The organism is Scleromatobacter humisilvae, from assembly GCF_023231945.1.
Lineage (GTDB): Bacteria > Pseudomonadota > Gammaproteobacteria > Burkholderiales > Burkholderiaceae_C > Scleromatobacter > Scleromatobacter humisilvae.
Genome location: NZ_JAJLJH010000012.1, coordinates 1 through 24,331, shown reverse-complemented (window position 1 = coordinate 24,331; position 24,331 = coordinate 1). Strand labels below are relative to the sequence as shown.

Annotated in this window: 25 protein-coding genes and 1 pseudogene; 16 read left to right on the top strand and 10 right to left on the bottom strand. The window is 69.9% G+C overall.

What is annotated here, in order from left to right; translation table 11 throughout:
- Window positions 1–27 precede the first annotated feature (27 nt).
- Entirely contained in the window at window positions 28–264 is a 237-nt protein-coding gene (locus tag LPC04_RS25630; protein ID WP_420854773.1) for a hypothetical protein, read from the bottom strand.
- Window positions 265–562: 298 nt separating this feature from the next.
- On the opposite strand from LPC04_RS25630, the gene LPC04_RS25625 reads away from it, so the two are divergent.
- Entirely contained in the window at window positions 563–733 is a 171-nt protein-coding gene (locus LPC04_RS25625; protein ID WP_275685162.1) for a hypothetical protein, read from the top strand.
- An 89-nt stretch (window positions 734–822) separates the two neighbouring features.
- On the opposite strand, the gene LPC04_RS25620 is transcribed toward LPC04_RS25625, so the two are convergent.
- The 3 genes from LPC04_RS25620 to pmbA all read right to left on the bottom strand — a co-directional run bounded on the left by LPC04_RS25620 (window position 823) and on the right by pmbA (window position 4,003).
- On the bottom strand, window positions 823–1,215 hold the full coding sequence (locus LPC04_RS25620) for a hypothetical protein (RefSeq protein WP_275685161.1): 393 nt from the start codon (window positions 1,213–1,215) through the stop codon (window positions 823–825).
- A gap of 105 nt (window positions 1,216–1,320) precedes the next feature.
- Window positions 1,321–2,571, bottom strand: a complete 1,251-nt coding sequence (locus tag LPC04_RS25615; protein WP_275685160.1) for a cation:proton antiporter — start codon at window positions 2,569–2,571, stop codon at window positions 1,321–1,323.
- Window positions 2,572–2,632: 61 nt separating this feature from the next.
- Window positions 2,633–4,003 (bottom strand): metalloprotease PmbA, encoded by a 1,371-nt coding sequence (pmbA, locus tag LPC04_RS25610; RefSeq protein WP_275685159.1) that lies wholly within the window; start codon window positions 4,001–4,003, stop codon window positions 2,633–2,635.
- Window positions 4,004–4,113: 110 nt separating this feature from the next.
- Between pmbA and yjgA the strand changes: the two genes are divergently transcribed.
- Genes yjgA through LPC04_RS25595 form a run of 3 tightly spaced genes read left to right on the top strand, consistent with a single transcriptional unit; the run spans window position 4,114 to window position 7,094 of the window.
- Window positions 4,114–4,755 carry a ribosome biogenesis factor YjgA gene (yjgA, locus tag LPC04_RS25605; RefSeq protein WP_275685158.1) on the top strand — a complete coding sequence of 214 codons (642 nt, stop codon included), beginning with the start codon at window positions 4,114–4,116 and terminating at the stop codon, window positions 4,753–4,755.
- A complete protein-coding gene (gene mog, locus LPC04_RS25600; protein WP_275685157.1) occupies window positions 4,748–5,359 on the top strand; it encodes a molybdopterin adenylyltransferase in 612 nt (203 codons plus the stop codon). The genes yjgA and mog overlap by 8 nt, the downstream gene beginning before the upstream one ends.
- A 31-nt stretch (window positions 5,360–5,390) precedes the next feature.
- On the top strand, window positions 5,391–7,094 hold the full coding sequence (locus LPC04_RS25595; protein WP_275685268.1) for a FecR family protein: 1,704 nt from the start codon (window positions 5,391–5,393) through the stop codon (window positions 7,092–7,094).
- Between the two features lie 3 nt (window positions 7,095–7,097).
- Here the strand turns inward: LPC04_RS25595 and LPC04_RS25590 are convergent, their stop codons facing one another.
- The 3 genes and pseudogenes from LPC04_RS25590 to LPC04_RS25580 form a co-directional block, all read right to left on the bottom strand.
- The gene (locus tag LPC04_RS25590) at window positions 7,098–7,727 is read right to left on the bottom strand and encodes a VOC family protein (RefSeq protein WP_275685156.1); all 630 of its coding nucleotides are present in this window, start codon (window positions 7,725–7,727) and stop codon (window positions 7,098–7,100) included.
- Window positions 7,727–8,506: pseudogene (cysE, locus tag LPC04_RS25585) on the bottom strand (serine O-acetyltransferase); the annotation flags it as partial. The pseudogene cysE and the gene LPC04_RS25590, both read right to left, overlap by 1 nt.
- A gap of 191 nt (window positions 8,507–8,697) precedes the next feature.
- Window positions 8,698–8,964 (bottom strand): hypothetical protein, encoded by a 267-nt coding sequence (locus LPC04_RS25580; RefSeq protein WP_275685155.1) that lies wholly within the window; start codon window positions 8,962–8,964, stop codon window positions 8,698–8,700.
- On the opposite strand from LPC04_RS25580, the gene LPC04_RS25575 reads away from it, so the two are divergent.
- The gene (locus LPC04_RS25575; protein WP_275685154.1) at window positions 8,963–10,045 is read left to right on the top strand and encodes an acyltransferase family protein; all 1,083 of its coding nucleotides are present in this window, start codon (window positions 8,963–8,965) and stop codon (window positions 10,043–10,045) included. The two genes, LPC04_RS25580 and LPC04_RS25575, sit on opposite strands and share 2 nt — an antisense overlap.
- On the opposite strand, the gene LPC04_RS25570 is transcribed toward LPC04_RS25575, so the two are convergent.
- Window positions 10,046–10,774: an RNA methyltransferase gene (locus tag LPC04_RS25570; RefSeq protein ID WP_275685153.1), complete on the bottom strand. Its 729-nt coding sequence runs from the start codon at window positions 10,772–10,774 to the stop codon at window positions 10,046–10,048.
- A gap of 225 nt (window positions 10,775–10,999) precedes the next feature.
- Between LPC04_RS25570 and LPC04_RS25565 the strand changes: the two genes are divergently transcribed.
- From LPC04_RS25565 to LPC04_RS25540, 6 genes are all read left to right on the top strand, one after another.
- Window positions 11,000–11,971, top strand: coding sequence for an inositol monophosphatase family protein (locus LPC04_RS25565; RefSeq protein ID WP_275685152.1), 972 nt, complete (start codon window positions 11,000–11,002; stop codon window positions 11,969–11,971).
- 28 nt (window positions 11,972–11,999) lie between these two features.
- Window positions 12,000–12,422, top strand: a complete 423-nt coding sequence (locus LPC04_RS25560) for a secondary thiamine-phosphate synthase enzyme YjbQ (RefSeq protein WP_275685151.1) — start codon at window positions 12,000–12,002, stop codon at window positions 12,420–12,422.
- Window positions 12,423–12,597: 175 nt separating this feature from the next.
- Entirely contained in the window at window positions 12,598–15,210 is a 2,613-nt protein-coding gene (gene mutS / locus LPC04_RS25555; protein ID WP_275685267.1) for a DNA mismatch repair protein MutS, read from the top strand.
- 88 nt (window positions 15,211–15,298) lie between these two features.
- On the top strand, window positions 15,299–16,126 hold the full coding sequence (locus LPC04_RS25550; RefSeq protein ID WP_275685150.1) for a proteasome-type protease: 828 nt from the start codon (window positions 15,299–15,301) through the stop codon (window positions 16,124–16,126).
- Window positions 16,123–16,977 carry an alpha/beta fold hydrolase gene (locus tag LPC04_RS25545; RefSeq protein WP_275685149.1) on the top strand — a complete coding sequence of 285 codons (855 nt, stop codon included), beginning with the start codon at window positions 16,123–16,125 and terminating at the stop codon, window positions 16,975–16,977. The genes LPC04_RS25550 and LPC04_RS25545 overlap by 4 nt, the downstream gene beginning before the upstream one ends.
- 78 nt (window positions 16,978–17,055) lie before the next feature.
- Complete coding sequence (locus LPC04_RS25540; protein WP_275685148.1) at window positions 17,056–18,237, top strand: cupin-like domain-containing protein; 1,182 nt, start codon at window positions 17,056–17,058, stop codon at window positions 18,235–18,237.
- Between the two features lie 25 nt (window positions 18,238–18,262).
- Here LPC04_RS25540 and LPC04_RS25535 read toward each other — a convergent pair whose 3' ends face one another.
- A complete protein-coding gene (locus LPC04_RS25535) occupies window positions 18,263–19,090 on the bottom strand; it encodes an alpha/beta fold hydrolase (protein WP_275685147.1) in 828 nt (275 codons plus the stop codon).
- Window positions 19,091–19,407: 317 nt separating this feature from the next.
- Here LPC04_RS25535 and LPC04_RS25530 point away from each other — a divergent pair, with 317 nt between their 5' ends.
- From LPC04_RS25530 to LPC04_RS25510, 5 genes are all read left to right on the top strand, one after another.
- Window positions 19,408–21,072 carry a CTP synthase gene (locus LPC04_RS25530; protein ID WP_275685146.1) on the top strand — a complete coding sequence of 555 codons (1,665 nt, stop codon included), beginning with the start codon at window positions 19,408–19,410 and terminating at the stop codon, window positions 21,070–21,072.
- Between the two features lie 150 nt (window positions 21,073–21,222).
- The gene (eno, locus tag LPC04_RS25525; RefSeq protein WP_275685145.1) at window positions 21,223–22,506 is read left to right on the top strand and encodes a phosphopyruvate hydratase; all 1,284 of its coding nucleotides are present in this window, start codon (window positions 21,223–21,225) and stop codon (window positions 22,504–22,506) included.
- A 52-nt stretch (window positions 22,507–22,558) separates the two neighbouring features.
- Window positions 22,559–22,834, top strand: coding sequence for a cell division protein FtsB (ftsB, locus tag LPC04_RS25520; protein WP_275685144.1), 276 nt, complete (start codon window positions 22,559–22,561; stop codon window positions 22,832–22,834).
- Window positions 22,835–22,868: 34 nt separating this feature from the next.
- Complete coding sequence (pnuC, locus tag LPC04_RS25515; RefSeq protein ID WP_275685143.1) at window positions 22,869–23,525, top strand: nicotinamide riboside transporter PnuC; 657 nt, start codon at window positions 22,869–22,871, stop codon at window positions 23,523–23,525.
- Entirely contained in the window at window positions 23,512–24,219 is a 708-nt protein-coding gene (locus LPC04_RS25510) for an ATP-binding protein (protein WP_275685142.1), read from the top strand. The genes pnuC and LPC04_RS25510 overlap by 14 nt, the downstream gene beginning before the upstream one ends.
- Here the strand turns inward: LPC04_RS25510 and LPC04_RS25505 are convergent.
- The coding region (locus tag LPC04_RS25505) for an integrase core domain-containing protein (protein ID WP_275685266.1) at window positions 24,216–24,331 on the bottom strand (116 nt) is incomplete at its 5' end. The genes LPC04_RS25510 and LPC04_RS25505 overlap by 4 nt on opposite strands.

Below are 24,331 nucleotides of genomic sequence, written 5' to 3'. Positions count from 1 at the left end.
ATGCAGGCCGGGCGGCCTGCGCGTCACTCAATGCCAGCCGCGATGCCAGCCGTATTGCGGATGGTGCCAGCCCCAACCGTACTGCGCGTGGTATTCCCAGGCCCAGCCGGGACCGGGACTCGCGTAGGTCGGCGCGACGTACACGACGCCGGCGGGCGCCACATATTCGCCGCCGCCGCCGTAGCCGCGTGCCGGCGCCACGATGCAGCCGGACATGGAAGCCAGCGCGACGCCGGCAATGACGAGTGCAAGACCGTTCTTCATGATGCTTCCTTTTCGAGGTTCGTCCGAGATGCGCCCTCCTGTCGCGGGCGATCCTGTCGGACCTCCTCGGCAATTCGCGCACCCTGTGTCTTCAAAACGGCCCCGTCGACACCTGCGTTGACCCCGCTACGGAGCCACGGCCGAGCTGCCAGCCCATCTTTACGTCCGCCGCCTATGGCGTGCCCGTCTGCGGTTTACGCGGCTTTGCAATCAGAAACCCGAAGCTTGTCATCGATCGATGACAACGGGCGTTTAATAGGACAAGGCGGCACTGAAGCAGCCTTTCAGGAGAACCGGAATGAACACGAAACAAAAGCTCGTGCGCTGGGGCGCGCTGGCCCTCGTCGTCACGCTGATGAGCGGTTGCTGCATCGCCCCGTGGGGCGGCCCGGGCCGCTACTACGGCGGCGGCGGCCACTACCAGGGCGGCGGCTACGGCGGCGGCGACCACGGCGGCTGGCACCACTGATCGCTTCACGGCGTCGCCCCCTCCGGCGGCGCCATGAAGCGCGAAAGGCCGCTAACGCGGCCTTTCGTCGTTGGCGGGCGGCGCGCGGCTCAGTGCAGGCTGCCGCGACCCTTGCCGCCGCCCGGCGGCGTCGCCGAGGCCGCCTTGGCATCGACGTTGCGCAGGATGTCCTTGCCGCTGATGCCGGCAAACAGCGCGGCCGCGCGCACCTTGATCTCGAGCAGCTCGCTCGCGCTCACCGAGTACTGGCCGGTGACCTTGTTGACGTCGACCTTGAACTCGACGTCCTTGCCGTTGTTCGACAGCGTGCCGACGGTGAATTCGTAGTCCTCGCTGTCGGCCGGCAACCCGCGGCCCTCGAGGTCGTAATCCTCGTACTCGATCCGATAGATTTCACCGCTCGCCAGGTCGAGCAGACCCGTCGAGTCGACGATGTCCTCGCTCAGTTCATCGGAAATCTTGATCGGCACTTTCAGATCCACGGCCTGTCCTCGTCTTGTTCTTGAAGACGCGATTTTCACACGGGCGCGGGCCGCGGCCGCGAAATCAAGGCCCGACCCTGCTGGGCGTAGAGATCCGTGTGGCGTTCAGGCGTCGGCGCGCAGCGTCGCACGCACCAGGCGGCCGAAGGTCAGGCCCTGCACGAGGATGGAGAACGCGACCACGCAGTAGGTGAGCGCGATCAGCGTCTCGCGCCAAGGGCCGGCGGGCAGCGACAGCGCCAGCGCGATCGAGATGCCGCCGCGCAGGCCGCCCCAGGTCAATACCGCACCCGCGCCAGGCGGCAGCCGGGAAGCGCCCTTGGCGAGCACGACCGGCCAGCCGACGGTCAGCCAGCGCGCCGCCAGCGTGATCGCAATCGCGGCGACGCCGGCCACCAGCGCCGGCACCGGACGCAACGGGAGATGGATCACGACGACCTCCATGCCGACCAGCACGAAGAGCACCGCGTTGAGAATCTCGTCGAGCAGTTCCCAGAACAGGTCGACATGCTTGCGCGTGGCGGGCGACAACGCCTCGGCGCGTCCCTTGCTGCCGACGAAGAGCCCCGCGACCACCATCGCGAGCGGCCCGGACACGTGCAGGTGGTTGGCCAGCGCGTAGCCGCCCACCACCGCCGCCACCATCAGCAGCACTTCGACTTGATAGTGGTCGATGCTGCGCAGCAGCCGGTACGTCGCGAAACCGAGCGCCCACCCGTACACGAGGCCGCCGCCGGCCTCCCGCAGCAGCAGCATGCCGGCGTGGCCCAGCGTGGGCGTGCCGCCGGTCGACGCCATGCCCAGCAACAGCGAGAAGATCACGACGCCCACGCCGTCGTTGAACAGGCTTTCGCCGGCGATCACGACTTCGAGATTGCGCGGCGCGCCGGCCGACTTGAGCATGCCGATCACGGCGATCGGATCGGTGGGCGAGATCAGCGCGCCGAACAGCAGGCACTCCAGCAGCGGCACGGGCAGGCCGACGAGGCCGATCACCAGCCACAGTGCGACGCCGACGACGACCGTGGACATGGCCGTGCCGACGAACGCCAGCACGCCCACCTGCCAGCGGTAGTCGTGCAGCGCACGCACGTCCACGTGCAGCGCGCCGGCGAACAGCAGCAGCGAGAGCATGCCCTGCATCAGCAGCTCGGAAAAATCGATGGAAGCGATCAAGCCCTGCTCGCGCGCGCGCAGGCCGCCGGACAGGCCCACGGCGTCGAGCGCCACCAGCGCCAGCGACAGCAGCAGCGACGTCGCCATCACGCCGATCGTCATCGGCAGGCGCAGCCAGCGCTGGTTCACGTAGGACAGCAGCGCGGTGAGGACGAGCAGCGAGGCCGCAATGTCGAGCAAGACCGTTCCATTCAAAAAAGGAAAGGCCCCGCGAACGGGGCCCGCACGCGATCGATGGGTTTCAGGAGCCCGCGACCTTCATCGGCGACAGCAGCACCGAGCCCACGGTCTTCGCGCCGTAGTTGTAGGTGTCGGCGCCGATCGCCTGAATGCCCATCAGCATCGTGCGCAGGTGGCCCGCGATCGTGACTTCCTCGACCGGATGCACGATACGGCCGTTCTCGACCCAGAAGCCCGCGGCGCCGCGCGAGTAGTCGCCGGTGACGTAGTTGACGCCCTGCCCCATCAGCTCGATGACGAACAGGCCGCGATCGAGCTTGCGCAGCATCGCGGGCAGGTCGTCGCCCGGCTGCGTGCGGCGATGCGTCATGCGCAGGTTCTGCGAGCCGCCGGCATGGCCGGTCGTCTTCATGCCCAGCTTGCGCGCCGAATAGCTCGAGAGGAAGTAGCCCTGCACCTCGCCGGCGCTGACGACGTCGCGCGCCTTCGTGCGCACGCCCTCGTCGTCGAACGGCGCGCTGCCCTTGCCCTTGGCCTCGTGCGGGAACTCGAAGATGTCGATGTCCTTCGGGAACACCGCGGTGCCCAGGCTGTCCTGCAGGAAGCTGGCCTTGCGATACAGCGCGCCGCCGCTGACGCCCTGCACGAACGCGCCCAGCAGGCCCGCTGCCAGGCTGGATTCGAACAGGATCGGCACCTCGCAGGTGGCGACCTTGCGCGACTTCAGGCGCGACAGCGCGCGCTCCGCGGCATAGCGGCCGACGGCCTCGGGCGCGGACATGTCGTTGGCGTCGCGCATCGACGTGTACCAGTGGTCGCGCTGCATGCCGCCGCCCTTGCCGGCGATCGGCGCGACCGACAGCGAATGGCGCGAGCTCGCGTAGCCGCCGCGAAAGCCGCGCGTGTTGCCGGTCCAGAAATGCGACTGCTGCGCCGACACGCCGGCGCCTTCCGAGTTGGTGATGCGCTTGTCGGTCGCGAAGGCGGCGTCCTCGCAGCGCTTGGACAGCTCGGTGGCGCGCGCGACGTCGACGTCCCACGGGTGGAACAGGTCGAGGTTCATCGCGGCCTCGGCCGGCGTGGCGAGATCCTCGGCGTCGGGCAGGCCGGCGGCCGGATCCTCGGCGGTGAAGCGCGCGATGTCGTAGGCTGCGCGAACGGTCTGCTCCAGCGCCCTGGTCGAGAAGTCGGACGTGCTCGCGTTGCCGCGCCGCTTGCCGATGTAGATCGCCACGCCCACAGACTTGTCGCGGTTGCGCTCGACGTTCTCGACCTCGCCCTTGCGCACCGACACCGACAACCCGCTGCCTTCCGAGACCTCGGCCGCGGCGTCGCTGGCGCCGGCCCCCTTCGCGATCTTCAGGACGTCCTCGATGATCTGCTGGAACTGCTCCGGCTTGAAGGCAAAACCCTGGTTATTCGTGACGGCCATCGGATTTCCTTGTTTTGTGTTGTGGCGGCGCGCATCCCGATACTGGCCAAGCGCGTCAATTGCAGGACAATCCGGGCAATCATAGCGATCCCGAGAGAGTCCCCCGTACCATGCCCCGTGAGCCCAAGCACGCCTCCAACCGGCAGGCGCCGGAGATCGATCCCGAGATGGACGACCTGCCGCTCAGCAAGCGCCAGGCGGCCATCGACGGCCTCGCCCCGAGCCGCAACGAGCTCAAGAAGCAGATGCAGGACTTGCAGGAGCTCGGCGAGGCCGTCGCCTCGCTGCCGGTCGATCGCCTGGACAAGCTCAAGCTCGACGAGCGCCTGCGCGATGCCATCGACGAACTGCGCCGCACCCGCTCCTTCGAGGGCAAGCGGCGCCAGATCCAGTACATCGGCAAGCTGATGAAGCACGAGAACCCCGAGCCGCTGCGCGAAGCGGTGGCCTCGTTCCGCGTCGGCAGCGCCACCGACACGCTCGCGCTGCACCAGGCCGAATACTGGCGCGACCAGCTGTTGGCCGGCGACGACGCGCTCGCCAGCTGGGTCACGGAATATCCCGAGACCGACGTGCAGCAGCTGCGCAGCCTCGTGCGCGCTGCGCGCAAGGAAAAGCTCGAGCCGGGCGAACGCCGCGGCCGCGCGTACCGCGACCTGTTCAAGCTGGTCAAGGAGCAGATGCACGCGGCCTCCGGGTCGGACGACGACGAGGCGTCCGCGTCCGAGTCCGAGCTGCCGCACGATGACTGAGCCGGTGGCCCCGATGCTGGACGCCGTGCGCATCGGGCTCGTCTCGATCAGCGATCGCGCGTCGGCGGGCGTCTACGAGGACAAGGGGCTGCCGTCGCTGCGCGACTGGCTCTCGCGCGCCGTCCGCAACCCGATCGCGTTCGAGGAGCGCCTGATCGCCGACGACGCCCCCACCATCAGCGCCACGCTGCGAGCGCTGGTCGACGACGCGCGCTGCGATCTCGTGCTGACCACCGGCGGCACCGGCCCGGCGCCGCGCGACGTCACGCCCGAGGCCACGCTGGCCATCGCCGACCGCGAGATGCCCGGCTTCGGCGAGCAGATGCGCCAGATCAGCCTGCGCTTCGTGCCGACGGCGATCCTGTCTCGCCAGGTCGGCGTGATCCGCGGCCGCGCGCTGATCCTGAACCTGCCCGGTCAACCGAAAGCCATCGCCGAGACGTTGCAGGGCCTGCCCGACATGACGCCTCCGGTGCCCGGCATCTTCGCCGCGGTGCCCTACTGCATCGACCTGATCGGCGGCCCGTACATCGAGACCGATCCCGCCCTGTGCAAGGCGTTCCGCCCGAAATCCGCTCAACGTGCCGCCCCCGGCGCCGCTTGACCCGCCGCTCCACGCCTCGCTTCCGGTGCCCATGCTGCTGACGTCCCGTCGATCGATCCCGCGCCCCGCCCGGCTCGCCCTCTCGCTGGCCCTGGGCCTGCCCGCCGCCTTCGCGGCGCCGGCCGGGTCCGACGACCTGCTGGTGCCGTACACGGTCACGTCGCACGACACGCTGATCGGACTGAACCGCACGCTCTTCGCGGCGCCGGGCGCGTGGAAGGAAGTCGCGCGGATCAACCACCTGCCCGACTCGAACCGCATCAATCCCGGCCAGGTGCTGCAGGTGCCGTCGCGCTACCTGCACAGCAAGGTCGTGCCGGCGCAGCTGCTGAGCGCCTTCGGCGACGTGCGCATCGGCGGCAAGCCGGCCGCGGCCGGCGCCACGCTCGACGTCGGCGACTCCATCCGGACCGGCGACGCCAGCAGCGCCGTCGTCCAGCTCGCCGACGGATCGCACGTGAAGCTCGCGCCCGACACCGAGGGCCGGCTCGACGAACAGCGGCGCTTCCAGGTCAAGGCGACGGCGGCCGCGATCGACGACGGCCTCGTCGCCGCGTCGCTGCGCCTGCTGAGCGGCACCGTCGAGGTCTTCGCGAGCAAGGTGCTGCGCGCGCGACCGCTCGAGGTCAGCACGCCGACGGCCGTGATCGGCGTGCGCGGCACGGTCTATCGCGTGCGCAACGACGTCACGCCGGCGACGGCCGCCGCGAGCGCGGTCTACGCCTCGGCCACCGAAGTGCTCGAAGGCAAGGTGCATGCGCAGGTCGGCCCGGCCGCCGCGCAATCCGCCGACGTGCCGGCCGGGTTCGGCGCGCCGCTGGAGCCGGGAAGGAAGCCGGTCGTGCTGCCGCTGCCGCCCGCGCCCGACCTGGCCGGCGTGCCCGCCTCGTTCGACCACCTGCCGATCCGCCTGCACATCCCCGGCACGCTGCCGCTGCGCGTGCAGATCGCCGACGACGCCGCCTTCGACCACATCCAGCTCGACCTGCACGTCAACGCGGGCGACGACGTGCGCCTGCCGCGCCTGGCCGACGGCACGTGGCACCTGCGCGCCCGCGCCATCAGCCCCGAGGGCCTCGAAGGCGTGGACGCGGTGCGCGAGTTCACGCTCAACGCGCGGCCCGAGTCGCCCTTCCTGGTCGACCCGCCGGCCAACGCGAAGCGCCCGGTCGGCGACGTCACGCTGCACTGGACCCACAACCCCGACGCCGCCAGCTACGTCGTCGAAGTGGCGCGCGACGCGCAGTTCACGCAGATCGCGCTGCGAGACGAGCACGTGCACGGCGAGACGATCGTGTTCCACCCGGTCGACTCCGACTTCGGCGCGGCCGACGGTGTCTACTGGTGGCGCGTCGTGAGCGTCGACGCCACGGGCCGCCGCGGCGCCTGGGGCGAGGCGCAGGCGCTGATCCTGCGGCCCACGCCGCGCGCGCCCATGGGCCGCGTCAGCCCCGATGGCTCCGGCATCGAGCTGAGCTGGGGCGGCAACCCGGACGACCGCGCCGAAGTGGAACTGGCGAGCGATCCCGAGTTCAGGCAGATCGTCGCGCGCGGCGATTTCGGCGCCCCCGGCGGCAAGCTGACCCGGCCATCCGCCGGCACTTACTACGCGCACTACCGCTTCGTCGAGCCGGACGGCTTCCACACGGCTTGGAGCGGCACGGTCCGGATCGACGTCGAGAGCAACTGGCACAAGGCCTGGCGCGCCCTGCTGCCGGACGCGCTGGCGAAGTAGGCCTCAGGGCCCGAGCCGGCGCAGGCCGCCGGGCGTGGCGATGTCCGCCCACAGGCCCGGCGTGCCGGCGCCGATCGCCACCGTGTCGACGAGCCCGGCCAGCCCGAGCAGCTCGTTCAGGCGGCCGCACTGCGGATGGCGCAGGCCCAGGCCGGCGAGCGCGCAGCCGACGTCAGGCAGGCCCGCGCCCGCGGGCGCGCGCGGCGACTGCCACTCGATCAGCGCCGGCAGCGCGCCGCCCATCGCCAGGCCGCCATCGGGCGGGATCGTGATCAGCCATTCGCGCGGGCCGCGCGTCATGCTCTCGATCGGCCCGAGCAAGGCCAGCAGGTCGGGGGGACAGGCGTGGATGTCGTCGGTGCGCGCGACCCAGGCGGCCAGGCGCGGGGCGTCGTCCGGGCCCAGGTCGTCGAGCCCGAACCAGCGCGGACGCGCCGGGCGCGCCGCGTCCGGATCGATGGCCAGCACCTCGAGGAACGCGGACTCGCCCAGGCGCAGCAGCAGGTTGTGCGTGCCCATGCGCGGGTGCGCGCCGCCGGGCCCCGGCGCGACGCCCAGCGCGCGTTCGATCCACTCGGCACCGCTGGCCAGCGTCGGCGCGGCGACGACCAGGTGATCGATCTCGCAGCGCATCACTTCACCAGCCGGCTGAGGCTCTCGGCGTCGAAGTTCTCCGCGGTCTGCGCGTCGGACGGCACGCAGTCCTTCGCCTTGACGACGCCTTCCGCCAGCACGCGTTCGAGCGCGCACCACAGCAGCGCGATCTGGTGTTCGTGCGCGGCGGCGTTGTCGATCAGGCCCTTCATCGCCAGCGCCACCGGGTCGTCGCCCTGCGTCACGCCGTAGGCCGAGAAGCCCAGGCGCGCGGCCGTGGCCTCGCGCGCGGCGTCCGTCGCCGCCGCGATGATGCGCGCCGGGTTGCCGACCGCCGTAGCGCCCGGCGGCACGGGACGCGTGACGACCGCGCCCGAGCCCACGCGCGCGCCGGCCCCGACGGTGAAGCCGCCCAGCACGCTGGCGTTGGCGCCGACGATCACGCCGGCCTCCAGCGTCGGATGGCGCTTCGCGCCCTTGACCAGCGACGTGCCGCCCAGCGTGACGCCCTGGTAGATCGTGCAGTCGTCGTGGATCTCGGCCATCTCGCCGATCACCACGCCCATCCCGTGATCGATGAAGACGCGGCGGCCGATGGTGGCGCCGGGATGGATCTCGATGCCCGTGAAGAAGCGTCCGACCTGCGACATGAAGCGGCCCGCCACGTGCATGCCGTGCGACCAGAACCACTTCGCGCGCCGGTGCCAGACCAGCGCATGCAGCCCCGGGTAACAAAGCAGCACCTCCAGGCGCGAGCGCGCGGCAGGGTCGCGCTCGAGGATGCAGGTGATGTCTTCGCGCAAGCGGGAGAACATGGACGGGTGCTCGTTGCAGGGGAACGGGCGAGTTTAGCGGCAGCCTCGCCGGGCCGCCGCCGGCGCGCCGAAACGCCTGCTCGCCGACGTGTCTTGCCACGCCGTCCGCGCCTCGTCAATGGCGCGCACCGAACAACCTCCCCAAAATTTGCCACCAATAACACGGCGGCCTCATGTCTAATCGAGGCCAGTCATCAAAAGAAGAAAAAGAAGCCAAATCGGACACGAAATTGGATGCTGGGAGGAAGTCTCACAGAAGGCGCCCCCAGCCAGGGAGGAACCGTGTTGTCCACAAGTGAGATCCTGGTCGGCGGAACGATTTCCGCCGCCATCGTCGCGGCGCTGATCGCCCGCTTCATGCCGCCGAAGGCCGCGGCGCCGTCGCCATCGCCATCGCCATCGTCATCGCGCCAGAACGCGATGACGGGTTTCCGCGGCCTGCTGGCGTTCGGCGTGTTCATGCATCACTCCTTCATCTGGAGCCACTACGCGCACGGCCTGGGCTGGCGCGACTCCGAAGGATTCCGCCAGTTCGGCGAGAGCCGCGTCGTGCTGTTCTTCATGCTGACGACCACGCTGTTCTACGGCCGCCTGATCGACTCGCGCGGGCGCAACCTCGACTGGCTCAAGCTGTACGTCTCGCGCCTGCTGCGGCTCGGCCCGGCCTACTGGTTCGCGATGTGCCTGATGATCGCCGCGGTGACCTGGGCCACGCTGCACCACGTCGACCAGGCCGGCACGGGCCTGGCCTTCCGTTCGTGGACGGACATCTTCAGCTCGGTCGCGGTCTGGATGGGCTTCTCGATGCTGGGCATGCCGGCCATCGATGCCTATTTCAATACCCCGCTCGTCACCGCCGCCGTCACCTGGACGCTGCCCTACGAGATCACGTTCTACATGCTGCTGCCGCTGCTGGCGCTGCCGCTGCGCGTCAGGATGCCGGCGACGACGCTGGCGCTGGGCCTGGCCGCCGCCATCTGGTTGGCCGCGTGGGCGCCCGATCCGATTCTGTGCCTGCCCTTCGTCGGCGGCATGGCCGTGGCGATGCTCGTGCGCATCCCGCGCGTCGTGCAGGTGCTTCGCACCCGCGCCAGCGCCGCCGTCGCCATGGCGGCGATGACGGCCGTGATCTTCCTGTTCCCGACCGCCCACGCCATCGTGCCGATGCTGCTGCTGGCCTTCGCGATGGCGGTGGTGGCGGCCGACAACGACCTGTTCGGCATCCTGAGCTGGCGCGCCCCGCAGGCGCTCGGCAACTGGGCCTACAGCCTGTACCTGCTGCACGGCATCGTGCTCTACACGCTGTTCATGCTGGTGATCGGCGCCGAGCGGGCGGCGCAGCTGACCACGCTCGAGTACATCGGCATCATCGCCGCGATCACCCCGGTGGTGCTCACGCTGGCCTGGGCGAGCCAGCGCTGGATCGAGTCGCCGCCGATGCGCGCGGTGCCGGTGGTCGTCGCGACGCTGCGCAAGGGCGTGGCCCGGCTGCGCGGCAACTTCGGGCTGCCCGTGGCCGCCTCGCGGGCCGGGAAGGCCTGATCAGCGTCGGTCGCCGCGCTGCTTGCGCACCTGGCGCGCGATGCCGCGCAGGATGTGCACTTCCTCCGTCGTCACGCGCGCCCGGTTGACGAGCTGGTGCAGGCGCGCCATCAGCTTGCGCGGCACGGCCGGATCGAGGAACTCGATCTCCACCAGCATCTCTCGCCAGTGCGCCAGCAGGCCGCGCACGGCGGTGGCGTCGGCCTCGCGCGGCGCCTGCGTGCGCTCGACCACCGGAAATCCGCCGAGCGCCTGGCGCCAGTCGTAGGACAGCAGCTGCACCGCCTGCGCGAGGTTGAGCGAGCCGTACTCGGGCTGCGTCGGGATGCTGATGCACAGGTGGCAGGCGTAGACGTGGTCGTTGGACAGGCCGAAGCGCTCGCCGCCGAACACGAAGGCCACGCGGTGGTCGCCGTGCGCCAGTTCGGCGAAGGCCTCGCGCGGCGCGCGCGTGGGCGGGCCGAAGTCGCGCGGCGTCATCGCCGTGGCGCAGGCGAAGGTGGTGCCGTCCAGCGCCTCGTCCAGCGTGGCGACGATGCGGGCGCGCTCCAGGATGTCGGTGGCGCCCGACGCGAACGCGATCGCCTCGGGATGCGTCAGCACGTCGGCAAAGCGCGGCGTCACCAGCACCAGGTCGCGGAAGCCCATCACCTTCATCGCCCGCGCGGCGGCGCCGACGTTGCCGGGATGGCTGGTGTCCACGAGGATGAATCGCGTCGAATCGGTCAAGAACTGCAGCGCTCCGTGCGGCCCGCGCGGGGTCGCACGTGACTTCGCGCGGCCGGGCCGGGTAGAATAGGGATTCCCCGCATTGTCGCGCGTGCGCCGCCCAAGACCAGTGTCAAAGGCCGCCGCCCGCCGACAAGCGCCGCTCTTTCGTCGCTGTCGCCCAGTTTCCCCAGCCCTTGCCGGCGCGCCGTGTGGCGTGCCGCATTGCAACCATTGGAAAGCCCCATGTCCCAGTCCCTCCACCCGATGCTCAACATTGCCATCAAGGCTGCGCGTGCTGCCGGAGCGGTCATCAACCGGGCCTCGCTGGACATCGAGAAGGTGCAGGTGGAAACCAAGGGCGTGAACGATTTCGTCACCGAGGTCGACAAGCATGCGGAAGCGGTCATCGTCGACACCCTGCTCGCGGCCTACCCGGGCCACGGCATCCTCGCCGAGGAGTCGGGCCGCGAACTGGGCGCCAAGGACAGCGAGTTCCTGTGGATCATCGATCCGCTGGACGGCACCACCAACTTCATCCACGGCTTCCCGGTCTACGCGGTGTCGATCGCGCTCGCCTGGCGCGGCGTCGTGCAGCAGGCGGTGGTCTACGACCCGAACCGCAACGACCTGTTCTACGCCTCGCGCGGCCGCGGTGCCTACCTCAACGACCGGCGGCTGCGCGTCTCCAAGCGCCTGCGCCTGGCCGATTCGCTGATCGGCACCGGCTTCCCTTTCCGCAAGGGCGACAACTTCAAGCGCTACATGAAGATGTTCGAGGAAATCTCGCAGCAGTGCGCCGGCCTGCGCCGTCCGGGCGCCGCGTCGCTCGATCTCTGCTACGTGGCCGCGGGCTACTACGACGGCTTCTTCGAGACCGGCCTGAGCCCGTGGGACATCGCCGCCGCCTCGCTGATCATCACCGAGGCCGGCGGCCTGATCGGCAACTTCAGCGGCGAGGCCGACTTCCTGTACCAGCGCGAGGTCGTCGCCGGCAACCCGAAGGTCTACGGCCAGCTCGTCAACATCCTCACGCCGTACACGCGCGTGATCAAGGAAGACGACACGAAGCCCGCCGCGGACGGCCAGGCCGCGCCCGATGCGACGGACGCGTTCGTCGCCTCCGCCACCGAGGCCGCGCCCGCGGCGCCGGCCGAGAAGAAGCCGCGCAAGGCCATCAAGGTCAGCGGCCCCCGCACGCCGCGAGACCGCGCCTGACGGGCACGGCATTCGCCCGCATCCGCGGATGCTTCGCCAGGCCAGCACCACCTTCGACGTCGAGACCCGCGGCCGCGGGCTCGTCGATTTCACGCGGCCCGTCGCGGCCTGGGTCACGCAGAGCGGCTTCGAGACGGGCCTGCTGACGCTGTTCCTGCGCCACACCTCCGCAGGCCTGCTGATCCAGGAGAACGCCGACCCCGACGTGCGCGGCGACCTCGACCGCTTCTTCGCGCGCCTGGTGCCCGACGGCGACACGCTGTTCCGCCACCGGGACGAAGGGCCGGACGACATGCCGGCGCACATCCGCACGGCGCTGACGGCCGTGTCGCTGACGATCCCGCTCGCCGGCGGCCGGCTGGCGCTGGGCACCTGGCAGGGCATCTACCTGTGGGAGCACCGGCTGCGCGCGCATCGCCGCGAGGTGGCGGCGCATCTGCTGGGCGAGTGAGTCGCCCGCGGGCATTGCACGGGCCGTGGGCGGTCGTCTGCCGCGGCCACGCGATAATCCGCCTCCTGCCACGCGGCCGTCGCGCGGCGCGCCCTGCGTGATCTCCTGCCCGATGCCTACCGACCTGCCCGTGGACGCCAAGAAAGACACCATCGATCTCAGCGGCCACACGCCGATGATGCAGCAGTACCTCGGACTGAAGGCGGATCACCCGGACATCCTGCTGTTCTACCGGATGGGCGACTTCTACGAGGTGTTCTTCGACGACGCCCGCAAGGCCAACCAGTTGCTGGACATCACGCTGACCACGCGCGGCGCGTCCAACGGCCAGCCGGTGGTCATGGCCGGCGTGCCCGTGCATGCACTGGAGTCGTATCTCGCGCGGCTGGTCAAGCTGGGCGAGGCCGTGGCGATCGCCGAGCAGGTCGGCGAGGTCGGCGCGGGCAAGGGACCGGTCGAGCGGCGGGTGACGCGCGTCGTCACGCCGGGAACCGTCACCGATTCGGAGCTGCTGGCCGAGCGCCAGGACACCGTGCTGCTGGCCGTCCACGCGTCACGCGCGCGCGTGGGGCTCGCGTGGCTGGCGCTGGCCGAGGGCCGGCTGGGGCTGGGCGAGTGCACCGAGGCCGAGTTGCCGTCATGGCTGGCGCGGCTGTCGCCGGCCGAGATCCTGGTGTCGCCGGACGCCGCGCCGATGGCCGTGCGGCAAGGCACGACGTCGGTCGTCAACCGCCCGGCCTGGCAGTTCGACACCGAGCTGGGGCTGCGCAAGCTGTGCGAGCTGCTGGGCGTGTCCACGCTGGCCGGATTCAACGCGCAAGAGCTGCCGCGCGCGCACGCCGCCGCCGCTGCACTCGTCAGTTATGCGGAGCACACGTCCGGCGGCGCCAAGCACGCGCTCGGGCACGTGAAGTCCCTGGGCGTCGAGAAGGCCAGCGAGCTGCTGGAACTGCCGCCGGCGACGCTGCGCAATCTCGAGCTGACGCAGACGCTGCGCGGCGAGGCGGCCCCGACGCTGCTGTCGCTGCTGGACACCTGCCGCACCGGCATGGGCAGCCGCCAGCTGCGGCTGTGGCTGACGCATCCGCTGCGCGAGCGCGAGCAGGCGAGCGAGCGCCACGACGCCATCGCCGTGCTCGCCGCGCACGGCCCCGAGCCGCTGCGCCAGGCGCTGCGCGGCGTGAGCGACGTGCAGCGCATCGTCGCGCGCATCGCGCTGCGCCAGGTGCGCCCGCGCGAGCTCGCGGGCCTGCGCGACACGCTGGCGCTGCTGCCGCAGCTCGTGCAATGCCTGCCGCCGAACCATTGCGGCGCGCCCGAGCCGGACGAACTGCTGCCCGACGACGGCCCGCGCAGCGCGCTGCTGCTGCGCCTGCACGACGCGCTGCATCCCGACCCGCGCATCGCGCAGCACCTGGCCGCGGCCGTCGCCGCCGAGCCCGCGGTGCTGCTGCGCGACGGCGGCGTGATCGCGTCGGGCTTCGATGCCGAGCTGGACGAGCTGCGCGCCATCGCCACCAACTGCGACGACTTCCTCGTCGCGCTCGAGACGCGCGAACGCGAGCGCACCGGCATCACGAACCTGCGCGTGCAGTACAACAAGGTGCACGGCTTCTACATCGAGGTGACGAGCTCGGGCCTGGACAAGGTGCCGGCCGACTACCAGCGCCGCCAGACGCTGAAAAACGCCGAGCGCTACATCACGCCCGAGCTGCGCGCGTTCGAGGACAAGGCGCTGTCGGCGCAGGAGCGTTCGCTGTCGCGCGAGAAGCTGCTGTGGGAGACGCTGCTCGACGAGCTGCAGTCCACCCTCGGCGTGCTCGGCGAACTGGCGCGCGCCCTCGCCTCGCTGGACGCGCTGTGCGCGCTGACCGAACGCGCGCAGACGCTCGGCTGGTGCCGCCCCGAGTTCGTCAACCACCCCTGCCTGGACATCGAGCGCGGCCGCCATCCGGTGGTCGAGGCGCGCCTGGCCGAGACCGGCGGTGGCAACTTCATCGCCAACGACTGCCGGCTCGACGCGCGCACGCGCATGCTGATCGTCACCGGCCCCAACATGGGCGGCAAGAGCACGTTCATGCGCCAGGTCGCGCTGATCGCGCTGATGGCCGCGATCGGCTCGTACGTGCCGGCGGCGCGCTGCCGGCTCGGGCCGATCGACGCGATCCACACCCGCATCGGCGCGGCCGACGACCTCGCCAATGCGCAGTCGACGTTCATGGTCGAGATGACCGAGGCCGCCGCCATCATCCACAGCGCGACCGACCGCTCGCTGGTGCTGATGGACGAGATCGGCCGCGGCACGTCGACCTTCGACGGCCTCGCGCTGGCCGGCGCCATCGCCTCCCACCTGCACGAGAAGAACCGCTCGTTCACGCTGTTCGCGACGCACTACTTCGAGCTGACCGACTTTCCGACCAGGCATGCGGGCGCGCTCAACATGCACGTGTCCGCGGCCGAGAGCGGCGACCAGATCGTCTTCCTGCACGCGATCGAGGCCGGCCCGGCCAGCCGCAGCTACGGCGTGCAGGTGGCCAAGCTCGCGGGCATGCCCGGCAGCCTCGTGCGCCAGGCGCGCGCGACGCTGGAGGCGCTCGAGACGCAGCAGGCCAGCGGCGCGGCGCAGGTCGACCTGTTCGCCGCGCCCGCGGCCGCCGACGCGGCAGCGGCCGCGGCCGGGCCCTCGCGCGCCGAGGCCGCGCTGATGGCACTCGATCCCGACCAGCTGGCCCCGCGCGAAGCGCTCGAAGCGTTGTATCGTCTCAAGGCGTTGTTGCCGAAGGACTGATGCGGGCCATCATCAGGCCAACCCGCTCAGGCGGGAATCGCCCGCAGGCGCGACAATCACCGTCGCACCGCACCACAAGAGACATCCAATGACTTATTGCGTCGGAATCAGGCTCAACGCCGGGCTCGTCTTCCTGTCCGACTCGCGCACCAATGCCGGGCTCGACCAGATCAGCATCTTCCGCAAGATGATCGTCTACGAGAAGCCGGGCGACCGCTTCATGACGCTGCTGTCGGCCGGCAACCTGTCGATCTCGCAATCGGTGCGCGAGATCCTGCAGGTCGAGGCCTTGCCCAACGGCGACGACGAGCCGATCACGATCTGGAACGCGACCAGCATGTTCGACGCCGCGCGCGTGCTCGGCGCGGCGGTGCGGCGCGTCTACGAGGCCGATGGCCAGGCGCTGAAGAACAACGGCATGGACTTCGTCGCCAGCTTCATCTTCGGCGGCCAGATCGGCGGCGAGGCGATGCGGCTGTTCCTCGTCTACTCGGCCGGCAACTTCATCGAGGCGACGCGCGAGACCTGCTTCTTCCAGATCGGCGAATCGAAGTACGGCAAGCCCATCCTCGACCGCGTGCTGACGCCCACGACGCCGCTCGAGGAGGCCGCCAAGTGCGCGCTGGTGTCGATGGACTCGACGCTGAAGTCCAACCTGTCGGTGGGCCTGCCGCTCGATCTCGTGGTGTACGAGAACGGCCGCCTCGAATGCGACCAGATCGCCTGCATCGACGAGCAGAATCCGTACTTCCGCATGGTGCGCGATTCCTGGGGCAAGCGCCTGCGCGAGGTGTTCGAGGCGATGGACGACCCGCAGTGGGGCTCGAACACGCAGACGAGCACGCCGCTGATCGTCGACGCGCCGCGCTACGAGGCACTCAAGAAGATCCACAACGAGAACGAGAAAGTGGTGTGACCAGGACGATCGTCTTCGCGCACGCGAACGGGTTTCCCGCCGGCACCTACGAGCCCCTGTTCGAGATCTGGCGCGCGCAGGGCTGGCGCGTCGAGGCGCCGGCGCGCTTCAGCCACGACGCGCGCTATCCCGTCACCAGCAACTGGCCGCGGCTGCGCGACCAGCTGACCGACTTCATCGTCGCCAACGACCTCGCCGGCGCGATGCTGGTGGGCCATTCGCTGGGCGGGCTCGTCAGCCTGATGGCGGCCTGCAAGCGGCCCGACCTCGTCGGCGGGCTCGTGATGCTCGACTCACCCATCGTCACCGGCTGGCGCGCGCACAGCGTGCACATGGCCAAGCGCGCCGGGCTGATGGAGCGCGTCGGCCCGGGCGCGATCTCGCGCAAGCGGCGCCACGAGTGGCCGTCGCGCGAGGCGGTGCATGCGCATTTCGCCTCGAAGTCGGCGTTCGCGCGCTGGGATCCGCGCATGCTGCAGGCCTACGTGAAGGCGGGCTTCGAGGAGGCTGGCGACAAGGTCGTGCTGGCCGTGCGCCGCGAGATCGAGACCCGCATCTACAACACGCTGCCGCACCACGTGCCCGCGCTGCTGCGCAAGCATCCGCCGCGCTGCAGCGTCGGCTTCATCGCGGGCACGCGCTCCGCCGAGATGCGCCAGGGCGGCTTCGCGAGCTCGCGCAAGCTGGCCGGCGACCGCTGGCGCTGGATCGACGGCACGCACCTCTATCCGATGGAGCGGCCCGAGGACACCGCGCTGCTCGTGCTGGAGCTGCTGAGCTCGATGAAGCCGGTGGCGCCGCGGCCGCGTCACGCGCGACCCGACGACGGCGCGAGCAAGCCGGCGGCCTGAGCACACGTCGGCGTCCGGCTTAAGATCGCAAGCGACGAGCCGGCAATGATCCGGTGCCACGTTTCCGACGGAGCAGGCATGGGCGCGAACAAGAGGAAGAACCACGGCCAGAAGCCCGCACGCGCGGGCGTGCAGCACAGCGGCGCTGCGACCGCGCTGGCGATCGACGAAGGCGTCGCGTCCGCGCCGGCGTTCGAGCGCACCTGGCGCGCCGAAACGCTGTCCACCTGTCCGCCGCCGCTCGATGTGCCCGAGCCCGCGTTCAAGCCGCTGGACGACCACTGGTGCCAGTGGATCGTCGACCAGGCCCTGGCGCGCGCCACGCCAGAGTCCATGCTCGCCGCCGTGACGGAGGCCGGCATCGATCCGGTGCAGGCGAACGGCTACATCGGCAACCTCCCGCGCAACCCGGTCTACCGCGCGGCCGAACGCCTGCGCGACCGCCACGAGCGCTTCGCACGCGCCATGCACCACGTGCAGTCGCTGCGCCAGAGCGCGCCCGACTACGGCCACGTCGAGAAGCGCAGCCGCGTGTCGCGCGACGAGTTCCTCGAGCGCTACGTGCGCGGCTGCCGGCCGGTGGTGCTGACCGACCTGGCGCGCGACTGGCCCGCGATGCGGCACTGGAGCTTCCAGGAATTCAAGCGTCGCTACGGCGCGCTCACGGTGCAGGTGCAGGCCAGCCGCGAGTCGGACGCCGACTTCGAGGTCAACAAGGACAAGCACCGCCGCGAGACCAACTTCGCCGCCTTCGTCGACCGCATCCTGACGACGGACTCGACCAACGACGAGTACCTCACCGCAAACAACGAGTTGCTGCGCCGCCCCGAGTTCAACGGGCTGCTCGACGAGGTCGGCCCGCTGCCCGACTTCTGCAACGCGGCCGCGCTGAAGAACTCGGCCTACCTGTGGATCGGCCCGGCCGGCACGCGCACGCCGCTGCACCACGACACGGTGATGCTGCTGCACACGCAGGTCGTCGGGCGCAAGCGCTGGCGCTTCGTGTCGCCGCTGTCCGGCCCCAGCCTGTACAACGACTTCGACGTCTACAGCCCGGTCGACTTCGAGTCGCTGGACCTGCAGCGCTTCCCCGACGCCGCGCGCGTGAAGGTGCTCGACGTGGTGGTCGAGCCCGGCGAGACCGTCTTCCTGCCGCTGGCGTGGTGGCACCAGGTGTCGTCGCTGGACCGCTGCATCTCGCTGTCGTTCACCAACATCGACGTGCCCAACACCTTCGACTTCACCAAGTTCACGAACTAGCCGCGCGCGAGGCCGCCCAGGCGTGTCAGCCCACGGTCTTGAAGAACGCCAGCAGGTCCGGGTTGATCAACTCGGGATGCGTCGTGCACATGCCATGCGGCAGGCCGGGATAGACCTTCAGCGTGGCCTTGGGCAGCAGCTTGGCCGACAGCAGCGCCGAATCGGCGATCGGCACGATCTGGTCGTCGTCGCCGTGCATCACGAGAACGGGGATGGCTATCTTCTTCAGGTCCTCGGTGAAGTCGGTCTCCGAGAAGGCCTTGACGCACTCGTAGTGCGCCTTGATCGAGCCCGCCATGCCCTGGCGCCACCAGTTGTGGCGGATGCCTTCCGAGACCTTGGCGCCGGGCCGGTTGTAGCCGTAGAACGGCAGCGTGATGTCGCGGTAGAAGTCCGCGCGGTTGCCGGCGACGCCGGCGCGGATGCCGTCGAACACCTCCATCGGCAGGCCGCCGGGATTGGCCTCGCTCTTGAGCATGACCGGCGGCACCGCGCCGATCAGCACGGCGCCGGCCGCGCGCGCGGTCCCGTGGCGGCCGAGGTAAGCCGCGACCTCGCCGCCGCCGGTGGAGTGGCCGACGTGGATCGCGCCGCGCAGGTCGAGCGCTTCCGCCAGTGCGGCGAGATCGGCGGCGTAGTGATCCATGTCGTTGCCGCCGGACGTGAAGCTCGAACGGCCGTGGCCGCGGCGATCGTGCGCGATGACGCGGTAGCCGCGCTGCGAGAAGTAGAGCATCTGCCCGTCCCAGTCGTCGCCCGACAGCGGCCAGCCGTGCGAGAACACGATGGGCTGTCCGCTGCCCCAGTCCTTGTAGAAGATCTCGGTGCCGTCCTTGGTGGTGATGGTGCCCATGCTGCGTTCCCCTGGTTTGAAATCGGACGCCCAGCGTGTTCCCCATTTCTTTCCCGGACATGACACGGATACGAACAACAGGGTTGATCGGACAGGCGATTGCTCGACAGCAAGAGCAGTCGCGCGTGTCGGCCAAGCGAAGGGCGCAAGCGCGCGGCCGCCGCGCTCGGCCGCTCCTTCGCTCAGGCCGCGCGCCCCCTCGGGGGGCTGGCTGCGGTACTCCGCAGACTGGGGGCTCACATGACCCCGTATAATCGCGCTTTACCACCATGGCATTCCTGCTGGGCCCGTGGCCCTCGTAGCAGATGCCCAATGACATGACCAAGTTCGTCTTCGTCACCGGCGGCGTGGTGTCCTCGCTTGGCAAGGGCATCGCGGCAGCTTCCCTGGCGGCGATCCTCGAATCGCGCGGCCTCAAGGTCACCCTCATCAAGCTGGATCCGTACCTCAACGTCGATCCGGGCACGATGTCCCCGATGCAGCACGGCGAGGTGTTCGTCACCGACGACGGCGCGGAGACCGACCTCGACCTCGGCCACTACGAGCGCTTCATCACGACGCGCATGAAGCGCGGCAACAACTTCACCTCCGGCCAGATCTACAAGTCGGTGCTGGAGAAGGAACGCCGCGGCGACTACCTCGGCAAGACGGTGCAGGTGATCCCGCACGTCACCAACGAGATCCAGGAATTCGTCCGCCGCGGCGCGACGATGGACCAGGTCGACGTCGCGATCTGCGAGGTCGGCGGCACGGTGGGCGACATCGAGTCCCTGCCCTTCCTCGAGGCCGTGCGCCAGATGGCGCTCAAGCTCGGGCCGCAGAACTCCGCCTTCGTGCACCTGACCTACGTGCCGTTCATCGCCGCCGCCGGCGAGCTCAAGACCAAGCCGACGCAGCACACGGTTCAGAAGATGCGCGAGATCGGCATCCAGCCCGACGTGCTGCTGTGCCGCGCCGACCGCGAAATCCCGATCGACGAGCGCGAGAAGATCTCGCTGTTCACCAACGTGCCGATGCACGGCGTGATCTCGGTGTGGGACGCCAAGACCATCTACAGCGTGCCGCGCATGCTGCACGAGCAGGGCCTCGACGAGCAGATCTGCATGAAGCTGCAGCTGCTGACGCGTCCGGCCGACTTGAAGCGCTGGGACCTGCTGGTGCACGAGGTCAACCATCCGCAGCGCGAGATCACGATCGCGATGGCCGGCAAGTACACCGACCTGTCCGACTCGTACAAGTCGCTCAACGAGGCGCTGCGCCACGCCGGCATCCACAACCACGCGCGCGTCAACATCGAGTACGTCGACTCGGAGACGCTGACGCCCGAGAACGCGGCGCAGCTCGAGAAGTTCGACGCCATCCTGGTGCCCGGCGGCTTCGGCAAGCGCGGCGTCGAGGGCAAGATCATCGCGGCGCAATACGCCCGCGAGCACTCGATCCCGTATCTCGGTATCTGCCTGGGCATGCAGGTCGCGACGATCGAGTACGCGCGCCACAAGGCCGGCCTCGCCAATGCCAACTCCACCGAGTTCGACCCGCACACGCCGCATCCGGTGATCGCGCTGATCGACGAGTGGGAGGACGCCGACGGCTCGATCCAGAAGCGCGACGAGAACTCCGACATGGGCGGCACGATGCGCCTGGGCGCGCAGAGCTCGGACGTCGAGCCCGGCACGCTGGCTTCGCAGATCTACGGCAAGGTCGTCACCGAGCGCCATCGCCACCGCTACGAGGCCAACGAGCACTACCTGGCGCGCCTGCAGGAAGCCGGCCTGGTGATCTCCGCCCTGACGCAGCGCGAGAAGCTGACGGAGATCGTCGAGCTGCCGCAGGACGTGCACCCGTGGTTCGTCGGCGTGCAGTTCCACCCGGAGTTCAAGTCGACGCCGTGGGACGGCCATCCGCTGTTCATCAGCTTCATCAAGGCCGCGCTGGCCCACCACGCCGCCGCGGACGCGACGCAGAAGGCGGCCGCTGCCTGAGCTGCCGATTGACGCCACGCTGTAACCGCCACGGCGGCAAGCTGTGGCAGAGTGCAGCCCGTACCTCACACGCGCCGGCCTCGATGCCGGCCACGCGCCCGGCGGCCCTCCTGCCCGGCCCGATATTTCGAAAAACCTGGAGCAACCACCATGAGTGCCATCGTTGACATCGTCGGCCGCGAGATCCTCGACAGCCGCGGCAACCCCACCGTCGAATGCGACGTGCTGCTGGAAAGCGGCGTGATGGGCCGCGCGGCCGTGCCGTCGGGCGCGTCCACCGGCTCGCGCGAAGCCATCGAGCTGCGCGACGGCGACAAGAGCCGCTACGGCGGCAAGGGCGTGCTGAAGGCCGTCGAGCACATCAACACCGAGATCTCCGAGGCCGTGCTCGGCCTGGACGCCTCCGAGCAGGCCTTCCTCGACCAGACGCTGATCGACCTCGACGGCACCGACAACAAGGGGCGCCTGGGCGCCAACGCGACGCTGGCCGTCTCGATGGCCGTCGCGCGCGCCGCCGCGGAAGAAAGCGGCCTGCCGCTGTACCGCTACTTCGGCGGCATGGGCAAGATGCAGATGCCCGTGCCGATGATCAACGTGATCAACGGTGGCGAGCACGCCAACAACAACCTCGACATCCAGGAATTCATGATCCTGCCGATCGGCGCGCCCTCGTTCCGCGAGGCGGTGCGCTATGGTGCCGAGGTGTTCCACGCGCTGAAGAAGATCCTCGGCGAGCGCGGCATCTCCACGGCCGTCGGCGACGAAGGCGGCTTCGCGCCCAGCGTCGCGAGCCACGAGGCCGCGATCCAGCTGCTGCTGGAAGCCATCGAGAAGGCTGGCTACACCGCCGGCGAGCAGATCGCCATCGGCCTCGACTGCGCCGCCAGCGAGTTCTACAAGGACGGCAAGTACCACCTCGACTGCGAAGGCCTGCAGCTGACGGCCGAGGAATGGACGTCGATGCTCGCGAGCTGGGTCGACAAGTACCCGATCATCACGATCGAGGACGGCATGCACGAAGGCGACTGGGCCGGCTGGAAGCACCTGACCGAGGTGCTGGGCAAGAAGGTGCAGCTGGTGGGCGACGACCTGTTCGTCACCAACACCCGCATCCTCAAGGAAGGCATCGACAAGGGCATCGCCAATTCGATCCTGATCAAGATCAACCAGATCGGCACGCTGACCGAGACCTTCGAGGCCATCGAGATGGCCAAGCGCGCCGGCTACACCGCCGTCATCAGCCACCGCTCGGGCGAGACGGAAGACTCGACGATCGCCGACATCGCCGTCGGCTCCAACGCCGGCCAGATCAAGACCGGCTCGATGAGCCGCTCCGACCGCATCGCCAAGTACAACCAGCTGCTGCGCATCGAGGAAGACCTCGGCGACATCGCCACGTACCCGGGCCGCGCCGCGTTCTACAACCTGCGCTGAGCGGCCGACGGTAGACTCGGTCCAGCCGCCACTGCCTCGCTGAACTTCCGCCATGCGTCTCGTCACGATCGCGTTGCTCGTGCTCATCGGATGGGTGCAGGCGGAGCTCTGGTTCGGCAAGGCGGGCGTCGCGCACGTGCACGAACAGAGCCGCGAGCTCGCCACGCTGCGCGCCGCCAACGACGGCGCCAAGCAGCGCAACGACCAGCTGCAGGCCGAGGTCTCCGACCTGAAGGAAGGCCTGGAGATGGTCGAGGAGAAGGCGCGCTCCGAGCTGGGCATGACGAAGCCGGACGAGCTGCTGGTCGTGCTCACGCCCGGCAAGTGACGCCACGCGCGCGCCGGTGCGCGTGAGCCCTCCGATGCTGCAATCGTTCCTCGCCCCCTTCCTCGCCCTCGCCCACCCGCTGCTCGTCCCGGCCTTCACGGCCTGGGGCGTGCCCGTCACCTGGATCGAGATCGTCGCGTTCGTCGTCTCGCTGTGGATGGTGGGCTGCGAGATGCGCGTGCATCCACTGGCGTGGCCGCTGGCGATGCTGTCGTCGCTGATGTACGCGCTGCTGTTCGCCGACAGCAAGCTCTATGGCGAGGCCTCGCTGCAGCTGTTCTTCGTCGCGATGTCGCTGTGGGGCTGGTGGCAGTGGCTGCGCGGACGCGGCGCGGAGGGCGGCGCGCTGGTCGTGCACACGCTCGCGCGACGCACCGCGTTGGTCGCGCTGGCGCTGATGCTGCTCGCCTGGCCGCTGCTGGCCTGGCTGCTGATGCGCTACACCGATTCCACCGTGCCCTGGCTCGACGCGTTGCCCACCGCCGGCAGCGTGCTGGGCACCTGGCTGCTCGGGCGCAAGTTCATCGAGAACTGGTGGACGTGGATCGCGGTCAACGCGTTCAGCGTCGCCCTGTTCGGCTACAAGCAGCTGTGGCTGACGGTGATCCTCTACGCGCTGTTCACCGTGCTGTCCGTGGCCGGCTTGCGATCCTGGCGTGCACTGCGGGGGCATGTCGATGCCCGCCATTGACGGCACCGGCGCGCCGCTGCGCGTCGCCATCGTCGGCGCCGAGAGCACCGGCAAGAGCGTGCTCGCCAACGCGCTGGCCGACGCGCTCGCGCGCGAGTTCGGCCTGCGCTGCGCCGTCGTCGACGAATACCTCCGGACCTGGTGCGAGGAACAGCACCGCACCCCGCGCGCCGACGAGCAGATGGGCATCGCGCTCGAACACGCGCGCCGCATCGAGGCCGCGGGGGCGCAACCGGGCCTGGACGTGCTGCTGTGCGACACGACGCCGCTGATGGTGGCCGTCTACAGCGATCTGCTGTTCGACGACCGCTCGCTGGAGCCGGCCGCTCGCGATTGCCAGCAGGCCATGGATCTCACGCTGCTCACGTCGCTGGACCTGCCCTGGGTGGCCGACGGCCTGCAACGCGACGGCCCGCACGTGCGCGCGCCCGTCGACGCGCGCGTGCGGGCGCGCCTGCGCGACTGGGGCGTGACGTGGTCCGTGGTCAGCGGCTCGGGCGACGCGCGCACGTCCGGCGCGATCGACGCGCTGCGGCCCCTGCTGCGCGAGCACGGCCGGCGCGAACGGTCGACGGGCCTGCTCAGCCGGCTCCAGGCGAGCCGCGAAGGGCCGCCGTCGCCGCGGTGGGTCTGCGAACGCTGCGACGATCCGTTCTGCGAACGGCATCCCCGGCCCGCCGGCCGCGCGAACTAGCTGTGAACCGTCAACAGGTGGTCCCTCAAAGTGCTGAGCCTGGAGATGGGCGGCACGCCGCCGATGCCGCTATGAGGACGATGGCAGTTGTAGTGGTGCTGCCAGCTGGCGA

Bases quoted from the DNA above. Each gene is read 5' to 3' on its own strand.
- LPC04_RS25630 (WP_420854773.1), bottom strand. From the start codon at position 264: ATGAAGAACGGTCTTGCACTCGTCATTGCCGGCGTCGCGCTGGCTTCC.
- LPC04_RS25625 (WP_275685162.1), top strand. From the start codon at position 563: ATGAACACGAAACAAAAGCTCGTGCGCTGGGGCGCGCTGGCCCTCGTC.
- pmbA (WP_275685159.1), bottom strand. From the start codon at position 4,003: ATGGCCGTCACGAATAACCAGGGTTTTGCCTTCAAGCCGGAGCAGTTC.
- yjgA (WP_275685158.1), top strand. From the start codon at position 4,114: ATGCCCCGTGAGCCCAAGCACGCCTCCAACCGGCAGGCGCCGGAGATC.
- mog (WP_275685157.1), top strand. From the start codon at position 4,748: ATGACTGAGCCGGTGGCCCCGATGCTGGACGCCGTGCGCATCGGGCTC.
- LPC04_RS25595 (WP_275685268.1), top strand. From the start codon at position 5,391: ATGCTGCTGACGTCCCGTCGATCGATCCCGCGCCCCGCCCGGCTCGCC.
- LPC04_RS25590 (WP_275685156.1), bottom strand. From the start codon at position 7,727: ATGCGCTGCGAGATCGATCACCTGGTCGTCGCCGCGCCGACGCTGGCC.
- LPC04_RS25575 (WP_275685154.1), top strand. From the start codon at position 8,963: ATGCATCACTCCTTCATCTGGAGCCACTACGCGCACGGCCTGGGCTGG.
- LPC04_RS25580 (WP_275685155.1), bottom strand. From the start codon at position 8,964: ATGAACACGCCGAACGCCAGCAGGCCGCGGAAACCCGTCATCGCGTTC.
- LPC04_RS25565 (WP_275685152.1), top strand. From the start codon at position 11,000: ATGTCCCAGTCCCTCCACCCGATGCTCAACATTGCCATCAAGGCTGCG.
- LPC04_RS25560 (WP_275685151.1), top strand. From the start codon at position 12,000: ATGCTTCGCCAGGCCAGCACCACCTTCGACGTCGAGACCCGCGGCCGC.
- mutS (WP_275685267.1), top strand. From the start codon at position 12,598: ATGATGCAGCAGTACCTCGGACTGAAGGCGGATCACCCGGACATCCTG.
- LPC04_RS25550 (WP_275685150.1), top strand. From the start codon at position 15,299: ATGACTTATTGCGTCGGAATCAGGCTCAACGCCGGGCTCGTCTTCCTG.
- LPC04_RS25540 (WP_275685148.1), top strand. From the start codon at position 17,056: ATGGGCGCGAACAAGAGGAAGAACCACGGCCAGAAGCCCGCACGCGCG.
- LPC04_RS25535 (WP_275685147.1), bottom strand. From the start codon at position 19,090: ATGGGCACCATCACCACCAAGGACGGCACCGAGATCTTCTACAAGGAC.
- LPC04_RS25530 (WP_275685146.1), top strand. From the start codon at position 19,408: ATGACCAAGTTCGTCTTCGTCACCGGCGGCGTGGTGTCCTCGCTTGGC.
- eno (WP_275685145.1), top strand. From the start codon at position 21,223: ATGAGTGCCATCGTTGACATCGTCGGCCGCGAGATCCTCGACAGCCGC.
- ftsB (WP_275685144.1), top strand. From the start codon at position 22,559: ATGCGTCTCGTCACGATCGCGTTGCTCGTGCTCATCGGATGGGTGCAG.
- pnuC (WP_275685143.1), top strand. From the start codon at position 22,869: ATGCTGCAATCGTTCCTCGCCCCCTTCCTCGCCCTCGCCCACCCGCTG.
- LPC04_RS25510 (WP_275685142.1), top strand. From the start codon at position 23,512: ATGCCCGCCATTGACGGCACCGGCGCGCCGCTGCGCGTCGCCATCGTC.